Source organism: Comamonas sp. Z1 (assembly GCF_008121555.1).
GTDB lineage: Bacteria > Pseudomonadota > Gammaproteobacteria > Burkholderiales > Burkholderiaceae_C > Comamonas > Comamonas thiooxydans.
This window is the reverse complement of sequence record NZ_VOQT01000005.1, coordinates 272,058-286,414: the sequence shown is the minus strand read 5'-3', so window position 1 is coordinate 286,414 and position 14,357 is coordinate 272,058. Positions and strand designations below refer to the sequence as shown.

The following is a 14,357-nucleotide window of genomic DNA, read 5'->3' as shown; positions in this document are numbered from 1 at the left end:
CCGACCCATCGCCATTTCTAGAGTTTGTGGAGATGGTGTTGTTTGCACTTTTTCTTTCTGCCCTCCAGAAAGGAGGCTCTCATGCACTCCCATGATCAAAGGCAGGCTACGCGCGCGCTGCTCGCGCTGGCACTGCTGACCTGGGCCAACTGGACCCTGGCCTCGAACGTCATGCCGCCGCCATTGCCGCCTGGGGCCTCCCAGATCCGCATGGACGCAGGCGCAGCCCCCGAAGAGCGCAAGCGCAACGAACGTGCGCATCACCACAAAGGACATTTCAAGAAGGATTTCACACGGGATGACACGCTGGATGAGCCGCCTATCAAACCCGGCAACCCCTCCCCCGGCAATCCGCCGAAAGGCAAGCCCAATCCGGGCAATCCATCCCGTGGCCAGCAGCAATAGACCTCACCGTGTACTGATCTCAGGAGAGTCTCATGAAAACCCTAGGACGCCTTCTTGGGGCATGGCTGCTAGCCATGCTCTTTGCGAGCCCTGGCGCTTTTGCGCAAACAGGTCCGCGCACACTGATCCTTTATGACGCGCCGCCCAATACGGCCTACACCAAGCTCGGCATGAGCTATGCCATCATGCTGCGCAATCTGCTCGGACATTTCGACAGCAAGGTCGATATGGTCGCGGTGCAGAACTACACGGCAGGCCAGCTCAGCGGCTACGACGCCACGTTCTATCTAGGCTCGTATTACGACAACCCGGTTCCTGCCGCCTTCATGACCGATGCCGCCAGCTCTGCCAAGACCATAGTCTGGTTCAAGTACAACATCTGGCAGTTTGCCTGGGATCCGGCCTACGGCTTCCAGTCCCGCTATGGCTTCAACCTGACGGCACTTCGCGGACTCAATGCCGCACCAACCTCAAGCAACACCACACCGGGGTTCTTCGACACCATCACCTACAAAAACCTGCCCTTTGTCAAATACTATGCATACGACAGCAGCACTGGCGCCGTGAATGCGGATCCCGATGTGGGGCTGACGGCCATCACCGACACCACCAAGGCCCAGAACCTGGTTTCCATGTCCAATCCCAAGACCGGCGAGCAGGCGCCCTATGTAGTGAGGTCGGGCAACTTCTGGTATGTCGCGGATCTGCCGTTCAGCTATATCGGGCCACGCGATCGCTATCTCGTGCTGGCAGACATGCTGCATGACATGCTGGGGGTGAACCATGCCGAAAGCCACAAGGCCATGGTCCGCCTTGAAGATGTGAGCGCCTTGGTCAGTGTGACGGCAATGAAATCACTGACGGACTACCTCTACCAGCAACGGATCCCGTTTTCGATTGCGACCATTCCGTACTACAAAGATCCTCTTGGCGTGTACAACTCGGGAGTGCCGATGCAGGTGCCAATGTCACTGGCGACCAATCTGAAGAGAGCTCTCAACTATGCACTGGTGCGCGGCGGCGAAATCGTGATGCATGGCTACACGCACCAGTACAGCAATGTGCGCAACCGCTATACGGCAGTGAGTGGCGATGACTACGAGTTCTGGGACATTGTCAACAACAAGCCCGTGCCGGAAGACTCGACCACCTGGGCGTTGGGACGCTATCGAGCCGGTCTGCTGGAGTTGTCTCTCAATGGATATCGCGCTACAGCATGGGAAACCCCACACTACCAGGGCTCGGCGCTGGCATCCAAGGCCAGTACGCAGGTCTTCCCCAAGACTTATCAACGCGTGGTGTACTACACCGCAGACAAGCCCAATTTCACTGCATCGGTGGAGAAGGATTTTGCCGTGGGCCAGATCTTCCCCTACCCCATCCAGACCGACTACTACGGGCAGAAAGTGCTGCCGGAAAGCCTGGGGAACATCGAATACGACATCCACCTGATCGATCCGACCTCCTCCTTCAACTACACATGGCAGGACATTCTCACCAATGCCCAGTATGTGAAGACGGTGCGTGACGGCTATGCCTCGTTCTTCTTCCACCCGTTCTGGCTGGAGCCGCAGGTTGGAACCCCTGGCCTGGCGGACTTCAAGAGCCTTGTCAGCGGCATCTCCAATCTGGGCTTCACCTGGACGGTTCCGAGTCAGCTGCCATGAAAGAAAAGCGCTTTCTCCGAAAGGAGAAAGCGGCTCGATCCATAGATATGACGATGGAACAATGCACCAGACGCGAGGCGCTGGGCCTGGCCTGGGCGCTGAGCTGCAGCCTGCCCGAGGCACAGGCCAAGCCCAGCCTGCGTCTGCCCGGCATGGTCTGGCAGCCCAGTGCCGACACTCTACGGCCCCATGGATCATGGCAGCGTCTGGGCATCCGCCGCCTGCTGGTGCAATGGACGGCTGTGGACAATCTGAGCCTGGTGCCCGGCACTTACCTGCCCTCCATGAGCCGCAACCTCCCGGACTGGGAGCGCATCGCGGCCGAGCCCTGGGCGCAGGAGCTGATTCTCGGCCTGGCCGGCATGCATGACGAGGCCAAGGCCCGCGCCGGTCTCGCGGATCTGGCCATGCAGTCCTATGCCTTGAAAGCGGCTATCACGGCACTGCCACTGCGGGTTGCCGGCTGGTACTTCCCGGTCGAAGTCGATCCGACCTGGGCTGCGCCCAGTCTTCTCACCGAGGTTCTCAACAAACTGCCACGTCCGCTGTGGATCAGCGCCTATGACAATGCCAATATGGGTCCCCAGGCGCTGGTTGACTGGATCATGCGCTGGATACCCGAAGATGTGGGCGTGTTTTTCCAGGATGGAGTCGGCGTACACGCGCGCACTCCCAGCGTGGCACGCGAATACCTGCAGATGCTGACCGCCCATCTGGGCCAGGCGCGTGTTCGCGTGATTGCCGAGGCCTTCCGGCCTGCGCCGGGCGGCGGATTTCGCAGCGCCATGGCAGAAGAATTCCTGCCACAGTTGGCGGCCTACCAAGGCTGGACGGTCTTTGCCTTCGACGGCCCGCATTATCTGAACCCGCCTCTGGTCGATGCATTGGCGGATGCCCTGGGCACCAAATCCCGATGAGTCGCCGTCCGCCCTGCCTCTACAGCTGCGGCCCATGGAGCCGTCAACAGGGCTGGGCAGGCTGAAGGCCAACAGGTCTGCGCACAAGGACAGGCCCAGGCTCGGGGTGACATCACCCCGCCCCGTTCAAAGCCTCAAAAGCATTCGAAGGTTTGCGCCGCCTTCCAGCGCTGGTCGGGTCCAAGAGCCACAGGTGCATCAATGGCCGCAGCCTCCACGCACAGCATCTGCTGCCAGCTGTCGGCCTCCATGTCCTTGAGTGTGGCGCACAGAGCAGGGCCTGGATTCCAGACCACGGTTTCGCTCCAGGACGCATCCTGGGCAAGCTGCAGCCAGGGCCGGCCCGAGCTTTGCAGTTGCAGGGCTGCAGCCGCACGTGGATAGACGCGATCGGTCTCCGCACCGAAGCTGACGCAGCCTTGCTGCGTGACATGGGTATCCGGTTGAGCCGCAGCAGCATCCCAATAGCTCAAACCTTCGAGACCGTGCAAGCTGGCCTGCTCGACCTGCGCAACGCGAAGATAGCCGTGCAAGGCCGCGGTAAAAGACAGGTCCTGCCGGCCGCGGTTATGCACGGCCAGTTCCACACGCAACACGCCGGGCCTGAGCTCAATCGTGAGCACTGCCTCAAAGACATGCGGCCAGACGGCGCGCGATGCTTCGCTGTCCGTCAGGCGCAAGGAGATCTGCGCACCATCCTCGCCCGGTGGCCTCGCAGCATCGGCCTGCCAGTGGCTGAGGCGCGCAAAGCCATGCTTGACCAAGGGTCCACGCTGATTGAACTGGGGAAAGCAGACCGGAATGCCGCCGCGAATGGCGCTCTGGCCGTCATGGGCTGCCCTGGGACTGAGGAACAGGCGTTCCTGCCCCAGGCCGACCCAGGACAGTACCTGGGCGCCCTGCAGGCAGATCAGCACCGAATCCCCCTGACCCAGCTTCACAGCAATGGCAGGAAGCCCTTTCCAGTCAACGGCCTGGGCCTGAAAGGTCAAATCACTCACCCGTGAGCTCGTCCGCACGCTCCTGGCCGGCGGCGAAGTCCAGATCGCCGGTATAGATGGCGCGGCCGCAGATAACGCCTTCCACGCCTTCATCCTGCACCTTGCACAGCGCTTCGATGTCGGCCATGCCGGCCAGACCGCCCGAGGCGATGACCGGAATCTTCAGCGACTGGGCCAGCTTGACGGTGGCGTCGATGTTGATGCCGCTGAGCATGCCGTCACGACCGATGTCGGTGTAGATGATGGATTCCACGCCCCAGTCCTCGAAGCGTTTGGCGGTTTCGATCACATCCTGGCCGGTGAGCTTGCTCCAGCCGTCGATCGCCACCTTGCCGTCCTTGGCGTCCAGGCCCACGATGATGTGTCCGGGAAAGGCGCTGCAGGCATCCTGCAGGAAACCGGGGTTCTTCACGGCAGCGGTGCCGATGATCAGGTACTCGATGCCCAGATCGATGTAGCGCTCGATGGTGTCCAGATCACGGATGCCGCCGCCCAGCTGCACGGGAATCTCGCCATCGACCTCCTTGAGGATGCTCTTGATGACCGACAGGTTCTTGGGCTGGCCCGCAAAGGCGCCGTTCAGGTCCACCAGGTGCAGGCGACGGGCGCCCGCATCCAGCCATTTGGCGGCCATGGCTGCGGGGTCTTCACCGAAAGTGGTGGACTGGTCCATATCACCCTGAATCAGGCGAACGCAGTGGCCGTCCTTGAGGTCGATAGCGGGGATGAGCAACATGATGGTGATCTGCTAGCAAGTTTGGCCGTCAGAAATGGCCGGTTGAAGAAACTCGGGTTGACAGTGAACAAGCCCTGCGATGCAGCGCGCACTGGATTGGGATGGGCTGCGAGGCGCAAACCACAGCCGGGCTGATCGCCCGGCGAGGATTTGCAACGCTGCAGACCGCCCAAGCCAGGGATGCGATGCGCGCAAAGACTTGTTCAATGTTGACCCTAGGGCTTCCAGCCCAGGAAGTTGCGGAACAGCGCCAGCCCCTGGTCCGAGCTTTTCTCGGGGTGGAACTGGGTAGCGAAAATATTATCGCGTGCGACGGCACATGCAAAGAGGCCGCCGTAGTCGGTCTCGGCCGCGCAATGCGCGCTTTGTTGCACCAGCGCATAAAAGCTGTGCACAAAGTAGTAGAAGCTGCCGTCGGGAATTCCGGCCCACAGCGCATGGGGCTTGCCGCCCTGCTGCGTCTGCTGCACCTGGTTCCAGCCCATCTGCGGCACCTTGAAACGGCTGCCGTCGGCTTGCGTCCTGCCTTCGAGATCGAACTTGCGCACATTGCCGGGGATCAGCCCCAGGCCCGGCACATCGCCTTCGTCGCTGTGGTCGAGCAGCATCTGCATGCCCACGCAGACACCGAACAGAGGCTTGTTGACAGCCGCATCGAGCACGGCCTGCTGCAGGCCCGATTCGCGCAGCTCGCGCATGCAGTCAGGCATGGCCCCCTGACCGGGCAGGACCACGCGGTTGGCGGCATGGACCACATCGGGATCGGCCGTGACGACCACGTCCCAGCCGGTATCGGCTGCGGCCGTGCGCACCGCCTGCGAGACCGAACGCAGATTGCCCATGCCGTAATCGACCACGGCCACGGTGTTGTTCTTCAAACTCATAGCAGCTACCGCTTATGGAGATTGGTTTTTAAAGACAAACAGCTTTTAAATGCAGTGTAAATAGGCGCAAGTCGCTCCTGATTACAGAGCACCCTTGGTCGAGGGAATCACGCCCGCCATGCGCTCATCATGCTCCAGTGCAAAGCGCATGGCGCGCGCAAAGGCCTTGAAGATGGTTTCGCACTGGTGGTGGGCGTTGAAGCCCTTCAGGTTGTCGATGTGCAGGGTCACGCCGGCGTGGTTGACAAAGCCCTGGAAGAATTCGAAGACCAGCTGCGTGTCGAGCTGGCCGATGCTGCCGGCCGTGAACTTCACATCCATGTGCAGACCGGGACGGCCCGAGAAGTCGATGACGACGCGGCTCAGGGCTTCGTCCAGCGGCACATAGGCATGACCGTAGCGGCGAATGCCTTTCTTGTCGCCGATGGCCTTGGCGAAGGCCTGGCCCAAGGTGATGCCGATGTCTTCGACCGTGTGGTGGCCGTCGATGTGCAGATCGCCCGCGCATTCGATGTCCATGTCGATCAGGCCGTGGCGCGCGATCTGGTCCAGCATGTGATCGAGAAAGCCGATACCGGAGTTCAGGCTGGCCTTGCCCGTGCCGTCGAGGTTGACGCGCACGGCGACGCGGGTCTCGGCCGTGTTGCGCTGCACTTCGGCAATGCGCGGCAGGTTCTGGGCGATGGAGGGGACGATATTGCTCATAGGCTTTCTTTCAGTGCCGCCAGCATCTGGGCGTTTTCTTCGCGGGTACCCACGGTCAGGCGCAGGCAGTTGTGCAGCAAGGGGTGCATGGCCGATACGTTCTTGACCAGCACGCCGCGCTGCTTCATCTCGATCTGGGCCTTGCCGGCGTCGCGCACGCGCAGCAGCACCATATTGGCTTCGGAGGGCCAGACTTTTTGCACGCCGTCCAGCTGGGCCAGGGCATCGATCAGCGGCTGGCGTTCGGCGCGGATGGCGGCGGCCTGTTCGGCATACAGGGACTCGTGCTGCAGCGCAAAAATCGCCGTCTCGCAGTTGAGCACGCTGATGTTGTAGGGAGGGCGCACCTTGTCGATCTCGTTGACGATGGCCGATGGGCCGATCAGATAGCCCAGGCGCGCACCGGCCAGACCGAACTTGGACAGCGTGCGCATCAGCAGCACATGAGCGTTGCGCGCGGGGTCTGCCTTCATGCGGGTGATCCAGCTGCGGCTGGCGAAGGGCTGGTAGGCCTCGTCCATCACGACCAGACCGCCAACCTCGGCCACGGCGTCGATCACGGCCTGAACCTTGTCCTCGGCCCACAGCGTGGCAGTGGGATTGTTGGGATAGGCGATATAGGTGATGGCAGGCTGGTGCTCGGCGATGGCGGCCTGCATGGCCGGCACATCGAGGTCGAAGTCGCTCGTCAGATTCACGCCCACGAAATCCAGGCCCTGCAGCTTGGCAGACAGCGGATACATCACAAAACCCGGCATGGGCGCCAGCATCTTGGCGCGGGCATTGTTGCAGGGCTGGGCCGTGGCCAGCGCCAGCAGGGTGATGATCTCGTCCGAGCCATTGCCCAGCAGCACCGATGTGCCGGCCGGAGCACCGGCGTAGTCGGCCAGCATCTGCTTGAGCACTTCCTGGCGCTCGCCGGGGTAGCGGTTGATTTCCAGACCGCCCAGATGCTCGCCCAACTTTTTCTGCAGCTCGGGCGGCAGACGGTAGGGGTTCTCCATCGTGTCCATCTTGAGCAGGCCTTGCGCGGGCTGCACATGGTAGCCCTGCATGGCGCGTACATCGGCGCGAATGCGTTGCAGGGCTTTGGTCTGGATGTCTTGAGCAGTCATGGGTTCACTCCTTCACACAAGGCTTGCGTTGGCCAATGCAGTCGATACCGATCGCTGCGATTCTGGCGCTCAAGCCTCAAGATTCTGCGTGGCGGCTTGCTCCAGCGGGTGCACCACGGTTACGCCGCCAAACTCTGCCCCATGGGGCAGATGCAGGCTCAGCATCTGGTTGCAGCCGCTGTGCTGGGCGCAGGCCACGGCCAGGCAGTCGCCAAAGTCCAGCGCATGGCGGGCCTGCACCGCCCAGGCCGTCTCCAGCGTGGCGGCGTCGGTCTTCCAGGGCGTCCAGGTCTGGTAGCGGCGGATGGCTGCGCGGGCATCGCCCTGAGGCAGGGGCAGGACTGCGGTGGTGGCCTGGTCATAGAACTCCACCAGCGCCTGATTGCTGGTGCGGCCGCTACGGCTGCGCCACAGCAGATCCAGCCATTCCAGCGTGGCCGCATACAGCGCACCGCCAGCCGCATCTTCCGCAGCAATCAGCACCGAGGTATCGACAAATACGGGGTTCACCTGGCCACCTCGGTTTCGGCATTGCTGTGCGCAGCAGCACGCTTGCTGCTGGCACTGCGCGCCAGGGATTTGGCAGACTGGCCGGCAGCTTGCCAGGTGCGCTCATCGGTGCGCCAGGCCAGATAGGCACGCTCGTAGGCATCCTCGCGCTGCATCAGCTCGGCCATGAAGTCACCCAGCATGCGCGAGACGCTGCTGCCGCGCCTGGCCGCTTCAATGCGCGCCCAGTCAAGCACGCTGTCTTCGACGGTGATGGTGACGTTCTTCATGGCCCGCATAGTACACGAATTTCGTGCAACACGAAATTCGTGTCAAATTTCAAATTGCCAGAATGGCCTGCAGGAATCCATACTGCGGAGCAAAAAACAGTTCGCCAGAACCTTGCCCCTCTGCAAGCGCAGACCCACCAACCGGGAGGAGAAATCATGAGCCAGCCATCCAAGACTGCATGGACCAGACGCCAGATACTCGATCGCACCGTCCGCGCCGGAGCCGGCCTGGGCATCGCGGCCGGCTCCGGGCTGGCTCTGGCGGGCTGCGGCGGAGACGATGCACCAGCAAAAGGCCTGAGCGCCGCGGAGGCGGCCCGGCGGCTGCCCGAGCTGGCCGCGACGCTGCGCCGCGTCAGCGGTGTTCCGGGCATGGCCTGGGCTGTGGTCCAGGGCGCGCAAACGCTTGCCGCCCAAGGCCTGGGGCTTTGCGAGACCGGCGGCAGTGCGGCCGTGAATGCCGACACCGTGTTCCAGCTGGCCTCGGTCTCCAAATCCCTGGCTGCCACCGTGGTGGCGCGCCAGGTCGGCCTGGGACGGGTCTCCTGGGACAGCCGCATGAAGGACTTGCTGCCCTGGTTTGCGCTGCGCAATCCGGGCAGCAGCGCGGTGCTGACCGTGGGCGATCTGTTTGCCCACCGCAGCGGCCTGCCCGACCATGCGGGCGACAAGCTCGAGGAGCTGGGCAACGGCCAGCAGGTGGTGCTGGAGCGGCTGCGCCTGCTGCCCGTCAAGCCGCTGCGCAGCGAATACGCCTACACCAATGCCGGGTTGACCGCCGCCGCCGTGGGCGTCGCAGGCGCTGCCAATACCGACTGGGCGAGTCTGTCACGCCAGACCCTGTATGCGCCTCTGGGCATGACGCGAACCACATCGGTCTATGCCGAATTCATGCAGCAGGCCAACCGTGCCAGCCCCCATGTACGCGCCGATGACGGCAGCTGGCAGCGCGGCACGCCGCGCAATGCCGACCCCCAGTCCCCGGCCGGCGGCGCCAGCTCCAGCGTCAACGACATGGCGCGCTGGCTGTCTCTGCTGCTGGCGCAGGGGCGCTGGCAGGGACAGCAGCTGGTCGCCCCTGCAGCCCTGCAAGCCGCCTGGCAGGCCCAGGCGCCGGGAGGACACTACGGCTTCGGCTTCAATGTCGCAGCAACCGATGGCGGGCTGAAGTTCCTCAGCCATTCGGGCGCCTTCATGCTGGGCGCGGCCACCTGCTTCATGCTCATTCCCTCGCTGGACGCTGCCGTCATCGTGCTCACCAACGGCATTCCCATCGGCGTTCCCGAAACCCTGTGCCGCCAGTTCGTGGACCTGATGGAAACCGGCCGCCTCACGCAGGACTGGTGGTCGCTGTACAGAGAAAAGATCGCTCCGCTGATGGCGCCCACGGGATCCCTGCTGGGCCAGCAGCCCCCGTCTGCGCCCCAGCCTCCGGGCGCGCTGCAGCGCTATGCGGGAAGCTATGACAACGCCTACCATGGCCCGGTGCAGGTCAGCCTCGTCGACAACCGACTGCAGCTGAGCATAGGCCCGCAAGCCCAGACCTATGTGCTGCAGCACTGGAGCGGCAGCCAGTTCTGCTTCATTCCTGGCAACGAAAGCGCGGCTCCGCACAGCATTTCGCTGGCGGTCTTCGAGGCAGGTGACGCAGCGCCGGCCCAAAGCCTCTGGCTGGAGTTCTATGACGACGACGGACTGGGCCAGTTCAGCAGGCGAATCTGACAGGCGCTGCGGCCGCAGGCGGCAGCGCCACAGCCCTCAGCGCCGGTACTGCGGCGGCGGGGCATATCTGCCGTCGGCGGGAAAAGCCGCAGGCTCGGCCGCGCCGCGGCGCTCTGGCGCAGGCTGGGCGGCATCGCGCCCCTGCAGCCGGACTTCGAACAGTGCCGCCCCGATCACGCCCACGTTGCGCGCGTCGCCAGCCGGGGTATTGCCGGCATAGGCGCGCTCCTTGCCAGCAAAACGAAAGGCCGCCACTTCACGCTGACTCTTGCGAAAACCCTCGATGCGCAGGGTCTCGCCGGGACGCAGCAGATAGCCGGCGCTGTGCACGCTGCCGGCCTGGCCGGTGAGCACATCCAGGCCGTCCACCGTGGCAACGACCTCATAGTGACGCTGGCTGCGGTTGCTGTAGACCAGCTCGTAACGCTCGCCCTGACGGCCGGCCAGCTGATAGTCCCGAGCTCCGCGCATGGTGTAGATGGGCAGCGGCCGGCCTTGCCCGTCCTGCACCACCCACTCCACATCGCCGTCGGCCAGCTGCACGCTGAGCTGCTGATCGATGCTGCGCCCCAGGGCGCGGCGGATGCTGGCCTCATCGGAGTAGCGCAGCTGTGCAACGGTGCGCGGGCGCTCGGGGTCCAGGCGCGCAGCTTCCACGGTCCGAGTGACCGACTCTCGCCCTTCCCCCCATTGCGTGCCCAGTGTGGACTCGACCCTGGGCGTGCGCGGCGCTGCCGATCCGCCCTCAGCGACCTGCAAGGCATCCTGCGCCGAAGGCGGTGCACCGCAGGCGGCCAGCCCCGCGACCAGCAGCAGTCCGCCCAGCAGCCGCCAGCCGCGTTGCGGCCAGGAACTCATGACCTGATTCATCTTCACGCTCCCTTGTTGTGATTGGCTATGGAATGCTGCGCTGCCACGCAGCCCGCCGAGTGTCACCGCAAACCCGCGCTTTCCTGCACCATGAAACATCTGGAGATCAATTGCCCCGAGACGGAGGGCATGTGGACCTGCCCGAAAATGAAAAAAGCCGTGGACGGGCCACGGCTGATGGGCAAGCACCGGCGGATTTACTTCAGGCGCATTTCGGCAGCCCTGGCATGGCCCTGCAGGCCTTCGCCATAGGCCAGCACGGCTGCGGTCTTGCCCAGGATCTGGGCACCGGCCTCGCTGACTTCGATGATGGAGCTGCGCTTCTGGAAGTCGTACACCCCCAGCGGCGAGGAAAAGCGCGCCGTGCCGCTGGTCGGCAGCACGTGATTCGGGCCGGCGCAGTAGTCGCCCAGGCTCTCGGAGGTATAGGCGCCCAGGAAGATGGCACCGGCGTGCCTGAGCAAAGGCTCCCAGCGGTGCGGGTCGCGGCTGGAGACTTCCAGGTGCTCGGGCGCGATGCGATTGCTGATCGCGCAAGCCTCTTCCATGTCCTTGGTCAGAATCAGTGCACCGCGGTCGCTCAGGCTCTTGGCGATGATGGCCTTGCGCGGCATCTCGGGCAGCAGGCGGTCGATCGCGGCCTGGACGGCATCGATATAGGCTGCATCGGGACACAGCAGGATGGACTGGGCCAGCTCGTCGTGTTCGGCCTGGCTGAACAGATCCATGGCCACCCAGTCGGGCGGGGTCGTTCCGTCGGCCAGCACCAAGATTTCAGAAGGACCGGCAATCATGTCGATGCCCACGATGCCGAACACACGCTTCTTGGCGCTGGCCACATAGGCATTGCCGGGGCCGGTGATCTTGTCCACCTTGGGCACGGTGGCCGTTCCGTAGGCCAGGGCAGCCACGGCCTGGGCGCCACCGATGGTGAAGGCGCGGTGCACGCCCGCCACATAAGCAGCGGCCAACACCAGCGGGTTCTTCTGACCCTGGGGCGTGGGCACGACCATGATGATGTCCTGCACACCGGCCACATGGGCGGGAATGGCGTTCATCAGCACGCTGGACGGATAGGCGGCCTTGCCGCCCGGCACGTAGATGCCCACGCGGTCCAGCGGCGTGACCTTCTGGCCCAGCAGCGTGCCGTCTTCGTCGCGGTAGCTCCAGCTCTCGCCATTGGCCTTTTTCTGCGCCTCGTGATAGCTGCGCACACGGCGTGCCGCCGACTCCAGCGCTTCGCGCTCGGCGGCTGGCAGGCTGTCGAAGGCGTCTTTCAGCTCCTGCTTGGTCAGCTCCAGCGCCGCCATGGAATCGGCCTGCAGGCCGTCAAAGCGTGCCGTGTACTCCAGCACGGCGGCGTCGCCGCGCTGCTGTACATCGGCCAGGATGTCGGCCACCCGCTGCTCGATGGCTGCATCCGTGTCCGCCGACCAATGCAGACGCTGCGCAAAATCATGCTCGAACTGGGCATCAGCGGTTGACAGACGGGCGGGGGCAGCTACGAATTCCATAGTATTTACCAGTAGGGAAAATCAGTTGTTCTTGGCGGCAACAGCCTGCGCAAACGCATCGATGATGTGGCGCAACGGAGCCTGCTTGAGCTTGAGCGAAGCCTGGTTGACGACCAGACGCGAGCTGATGTCCATGATGGGCTCGACCTCGACCAGATCGTTGGCCTTGAGCGTGTTGCCGGTGGACACCAGATCGACGATGGCATCGGCCATGCCGGTCAGCGGCGCCAGCTCCATGGAGCCGTAGAGCTTGACCATGTCCACGTGCACGCCCTTCTTGGCAAAGAAGTTGCGGGCAATCTCGGGGTACTTGGTGGCAATGCGCAGACGCGCGCCCTGCTTGACGGCCAGCTGATAGTCGAAGCCGTTGCGCACGGCCACGCTGACGCGGCACTTGGCAATCTGCAGGTCCAGCGGCTGGTACAGGCCCTGGCCGCCATGCTCGATCAGCGAGTCCAGGCCCGAGACGCCCAGGTCCGCGCCGCCATATTGCACGTACACGGGCACGTCCGAAGCACGCACCAGCACCACGCGCACATCGGGACGGTTGGTGTCGAAAATCAGCTTGCGCGACTTTTCCACATCCTCGGTCACCGCTATGCCCGCGGCGGCCAGCAGGGGCACGGTTTCTTCAAAAATGCGGCCCTTGGACAGGGCTATGGTCACAGGCGTTGCGGTGCTCATGCGGAAATTCTCTCGATATCGGCGCCCAGGGCGCGCAGCTTGTCTTCCATGCGGTCGTAGCCACGATCCAGGTGGTAGATGCGATCGACGATGGTCTCGCCCTCGGCCACCAGACCGGCAATCACCAGGCTGGCCGAAGCCCGCAGGTCGGTCGCCATCACGGTGGCACCGGACAGGCGCTTGCCGCCTTCGATGGTCGCCACGCGGCCGTCGGTGGTGATGCGCGCGCCCAGGCGAACCATCTCGTTGACATGCATGAAGCGGTTCTCGAAGATGGTCTCGGTCACCATGCTGGTGCCTTCGGCCACCAGGTTCAGCGCCATGAACTGGGCCTGCATATCGGTGGGAAAGCCCGGATATTCGGTGGTGCGAAAGCCCTGGGCCTTGAGCTTGCCCGAGGAGGCCACCTTCAGACCGCCATCCACGCAGTCCACGCTCACGCCCGCATCCTTGAGCTTGTCGATCACGGCGCCCAGATGGTCGGCACGCGCGTGGTGCAGCAAGGCTTCACCGCTGGTGGCCGCCACGGCGCAGAGGAAGGTGCCGGCCTCGATACGGTCGGCCACCACCTGATGCTCGCAGCCATGCAGCTTGTCCACGCCCTGAATCACGATGTGGCTGGTGCCGTGACCCGTGATCCTGGCCCCCATCTTGATCAGCATCTCGGCCAGATCGGTGATTTCGGGTTCCATGGCGGCGTTTTCCAGCACCGTCTCGCCTTCGGCCAGCGCCGCGGCCATCAGGAAGTTCTCGGTGCCAGTCACGGTCACCATGTCGGTGGTGATGCGTGCGCCCTTCAGACGCTTCCAGCCTTCGGGCAGGCTGGCATGCATATAGCCGTTTTCCACGGTGATGATGGCGCCCATGGCCTGCAGGCCCTTGATGTGCTGATCCACGGGGCGCGAGCCGATCGCGCAGCCGCCGGGCAGCGACACCTTGGCGTGGCCGAAGCGGGCCAGCAGCGGACCCAGGGCCAGCACCGAGGCACGCATGGTCTTGACCAGCTCGTAAGGCGCTTCGGGCACTAGGCTGTTGGGTGCCACAAAGCTCATGCCGCCACGTTCGCCATGGGTTTCGGTCTGCACACCCATATTGGCCAGCAGCTTGCGCATGGTGGCAACATCGTGCAGACGTGGCACATTGTGCAGATGCACGGGCTCGGCCGTGAGCAGTGCGGCACACATTTCAGGCAGAGCGGCGTTTTTGGCACCGGAAATGATTACTTCGCCCTTGAGGGGACGACCACCGTGGATCTTGAGTTTGTCCATGGCTTCAAGCCTTGAATGTTTATATATAAAAAATGCACTCAGCGCTTATTTAGCAAGTGCTGACAGCTATCAATCTTGCGTCTCGACTCG

15 protein-coding genes are annotated in these 14,357 nt (G+C 63.6%); 4 read left to right on the top strand and 11 right to left on the bottom strand.

The features are described from left to right. The first annotated feature begins 81 nt into the window (after positions 1-81). Genes FSY45_RS12225 through FSY45_RS12215 form a run of 3 tightly spaced genes read left to right on the top strand, consistent with a single transcriptional unit; the run spans position 82 to position 2,989 of the window. A complete protein-coding gene (locus FSY45_RS12225) occupies positions 82-405 on the top strand; it encodes a hypothetical protein (RefSeq protein ID WP_034361340.1) in 324 nt (107 codons plus the stop codon). A gap of 32 nt (positions 406-437) precedes the next feature. Then, on the top strand, positions 438-2,072 hold the full coding sequence (locus FSY45_RS12220) for a DUF2334 domain-containing protein (protein WP_003062120.1): 1,635 nt from the start codon (positions 438-440) through the stop codon (positions 2,070-2,072). Between the two features lie 47 nt (positions 2,073-2,119). Further along, positions 2,120-2,989, top strand: coding sequence for a hypothetical protein (locus tag FSY45_RS12215; RefSeq protein WP_003062118.1), 870 nt, complete (start codon positions 2,120-2,122; stop codon positions 2,987-2,989). Between the two features lie 134 nt (positions 2,990-3,123). On the opposite strand, the gene FSY45_RS12210 is transcribed toward FSY45_RS12215, so the two are convergent. The 7 genes from FSY45_RS12210 to FSY45_RS28245 form a co-directional block, all read right to left on the bottom strand. Further along, positions 3,124-3,990, bottom strand: coding sequence for a D-hexose-6-phosphate mutarotase (locus FSY45_RS12210; protein ID WP_046461072.1), 867 nt, complete (start codon positions 3,988-3,990; stop codon positions 3,124-3,126). Beyond that, a complete protein-coding gene (hisA, locus tag FSY45_RS12205) occupies positions 3,983-4,726 on the bottom strand; it encodes a 1-(5-phosphoribosyl)-5-[(5-phosphoribosylamino)methylideneamino]imidazole-4-carboxamide isomerase (RefSeq protein ID WP_046461071.1) in 744 nt (247 codons plus the stop codon). Before hisA ends, FSY45_RS12210 begins: the two co-directional genes overlap by 8 nt. Positions 4,727-4,941: 215 nt before the next feature. After that, complete coding sequence (hisH, locus tag FSY45_RS12200) at positions 4,942-5,610, bottom strand: imidazole glycerol phosphate synthase subunit HisH (protein ID WP_046461070.1); 669 nt, start codon at positions 5,608-5,610, stop codon at positions 4,942-4,944. Between the two features lie 81 nt (positions 5,611-5,691). Beyond that, positions 5,692-6,315, bottom strand: a complete 624-nt coding sequence (gene hisB, locus FSY45_RS12195; RefSeq protein ID WP_003058637.1) for an imidazoleglycerol-phosphate dehydratase HisB — start codon at positions 6,313-6,315, stop codon at positions 5,692-5,694. Next, positions 6,312-7,430 carry a histidinol-phosphate transaminase gene (hisC, locus tag FSY45_RS12190; protein WP_012837074.1) on the bottom strand — a complete coding sequence of 373 codons (1,119 nt, stop codon included), beginning with the start codon at positions 7,428-7,430 and terminating at the stop codon, positions 6,312-6,314. Before hisC ends, hisB begins: the two co-directional genes overlap by 4 nt. Before the next feature lie 69 nt (positions 7,431-7,499). Then, entirely contained in the window at positions 7,500-7,940 is a 441-nt protein-coding gene (locus FSY45_RS28250; protein ID WP_034361336.1) for a PIN domain-containing protein, read from the bottom strand. After that, the gene (locus FSY45_RS28245) at positions 7,937-8,209 is read right to left on the bottom strand and encodes a hypothetical protein (RefSeq protein WP_012837072.1); all 273 of its coding nucleotides are present in this window, start codon (positions 8,207-8,209) and stop codon (positions 7,937-7,939) included. The genes FSY45_RS28250 and FSY45_RS28245 overlap by 4 nt, the downstream gene beginning before the upstream one ends. Positions 8,210-8,365: 156 nt before the next feature. Here FSY45_RS28245 and FSY45_RS12180 point away from each other — a divergent pair, with 156 nt between their 5' ends. Then, positions 8,366-9,931: a serine hydrolase gene (locus tag FSY45_RS12180; protein ID WP_046461069.1), complete on the top strand. Its 1,566-nt coding sequence runs from the start codon at positions 8,366-8,368 to the stop codon at positions 9,929-9,931. Positions 9,932-9,967: 36 nt separating this feature from the next. Here the strand turns inward: FSY45_RS12180 and FSY45_RS12175 are convergent, their stop codons facing one another. From FSY45_RS12175 to murA, 4 genes are all read right to left on the bottom strand, one after another. After that, positions 9,968-10,900 (bottom strand): hypothetical protein, encoded by a 933-nt coding sequence (locus tag FSY45_RS12175; protein ID WP_046461068.1) that lies wholly within the window; start codon positions 10,898-10,900, stop codon positions 9,968-9,970. Between the two features lie 98 nt (positions 10,901-10,998). Next, the gene (gene hisD, locus FSY45_RS12170) at positions 10,999-12,315 is read right to left on the bottom strand and encodes a histidinol dehydrogenase (protein ID WP_003062101.1); all 1,317 of its coding nucleotides are present in this window, start codon (positions 12,313-12,315) and stop codon (positions 10,999-11,001) included. Positions 12,316-12,336: 21 nt separating this feature from the next. After that, positions 12,337-12,999: an ATP phosphoribosyltransferase gene (gene hisG / locus FSY45_RS12165; RefSeq protein WP_003062096.1), complete on the bottom strand. Its 663-nt coding sequence runs from the start codon at positions 12,997-12,999 to the stop codon at positions 12,337-12,339. Further along, positions 12,996-14,267 (bottom strand): UDP-N-acetylglucosamine 1-carboxyvinyltransferase, encoded by a 1,272-nt coding sequence (gene murA / locus FSY45_RS12160; protein ID WP_046461067.1) that lies wholly within the window; start codon positions 14,265-14,267, stop codon positions 12,996-12,998. The genes hisG and murA overlap by 4 nt, the downstream gene beginning before the upstream one ends. Positions 14,268-14,357: the final 90 nt, after the last annotated feature.

What these genes read in the sequence shown, in the direction of transcription:
- FSY45_RS12225 (WP_034361340.1), top strand. Translation starts at nt 82, where the DNA reads ATGCACTCCCATGATCAAAGGCAGGCTACGCGCGCGCTGCTCGCGCTG.
- FSY45_RS12220 (WP_003062120.1), top strand. Translation starts at nt 438, where the DNA reads ATGAAAACCCTAGGACGCCTTCTTGGGGCATGGCTGCTAGCCATGCTC.
- FSY45_RS12215 (WP_003062118.1), top strand. Translation starts at nt 2,120, where the DNA reads ATGACGATGGAACAATGCACCAGACGCGAGGCGCTGGGCCTGGCCTGG.
- hisA (WP_046461071.1), bottom strand. Translation starts at nt 4,726, where the DNA reads ATGTTGCTCATCCCCGCTATCGACCTCAAGGACGGCCACTGCGTTCGC.
- hisH (WP_046461070.1), bottom strand. Translation starts at nt 5,610, where the DNA reads ATGAGTTTGAAGAACAACACCGTGGCCGTGGTCGATTACGGCATGGGC.
- hisB (WP_003058637.1), bottom strand. Translation starts at nt 6,315, where the DNA reads ATGAGCAATATCGTCCCCTCCATCGCCCAGAACCTGCCGCGCATTGCC.
- hisC (WP_012837074.1), bottom strand. Translation starts at nt 7,430, where the DNA reads ATGACTGCTCAAGACATCCAGACCAAAGCCCTGCAACGCATTCGCGCC.
- FSY45_RS28245 (WP_012837072.1), bottom strand. Translation starts at nt 8,209, where the DNA reads ATGAAGAACGTCACCATCACCGTCGAAGACAGCGTGCTTGACTGGGCG.
- FSY45_RS12180 (WP_046461069.1), top strand. Translation starts at nt 8,366, where the DNA reads ATGAGCCAGCCATCCAAGACTGCATGGACCAGACGCCAGATACTCGAT.
- FSY45_RS12175 (WP_046461068.1), bottom strand. Translation starts at nt 10,900, where the DNA reads ATGTTTCATGGTGCAGGAAAGCGCGGGTTTGCGGTGACACTCGGCGGG.
- hisD (WP_003062101.1), bottom strand. Translation starts at nt 12,315, where the DNA reads ATGGAATTCGTAGCTGCCCCCGCCCGTCTGTCAACCGCTGATGCCCAG.
- hisG (WP_003062096.1), bottom strand. Translation starts at nt 12,999, where the DNA reads ATGAGCACCGCAACGCCTGTGACCATAGCCCTGTCCAAGGGCCGCATT.
- murA (WP_046461067.1), bottom strand. Translation starts at nt 14,267, where the DNA reads ATGGACAAACTCAAGATCCACGGTGGTCGTCCCCTCAAGGGCGAAGTA.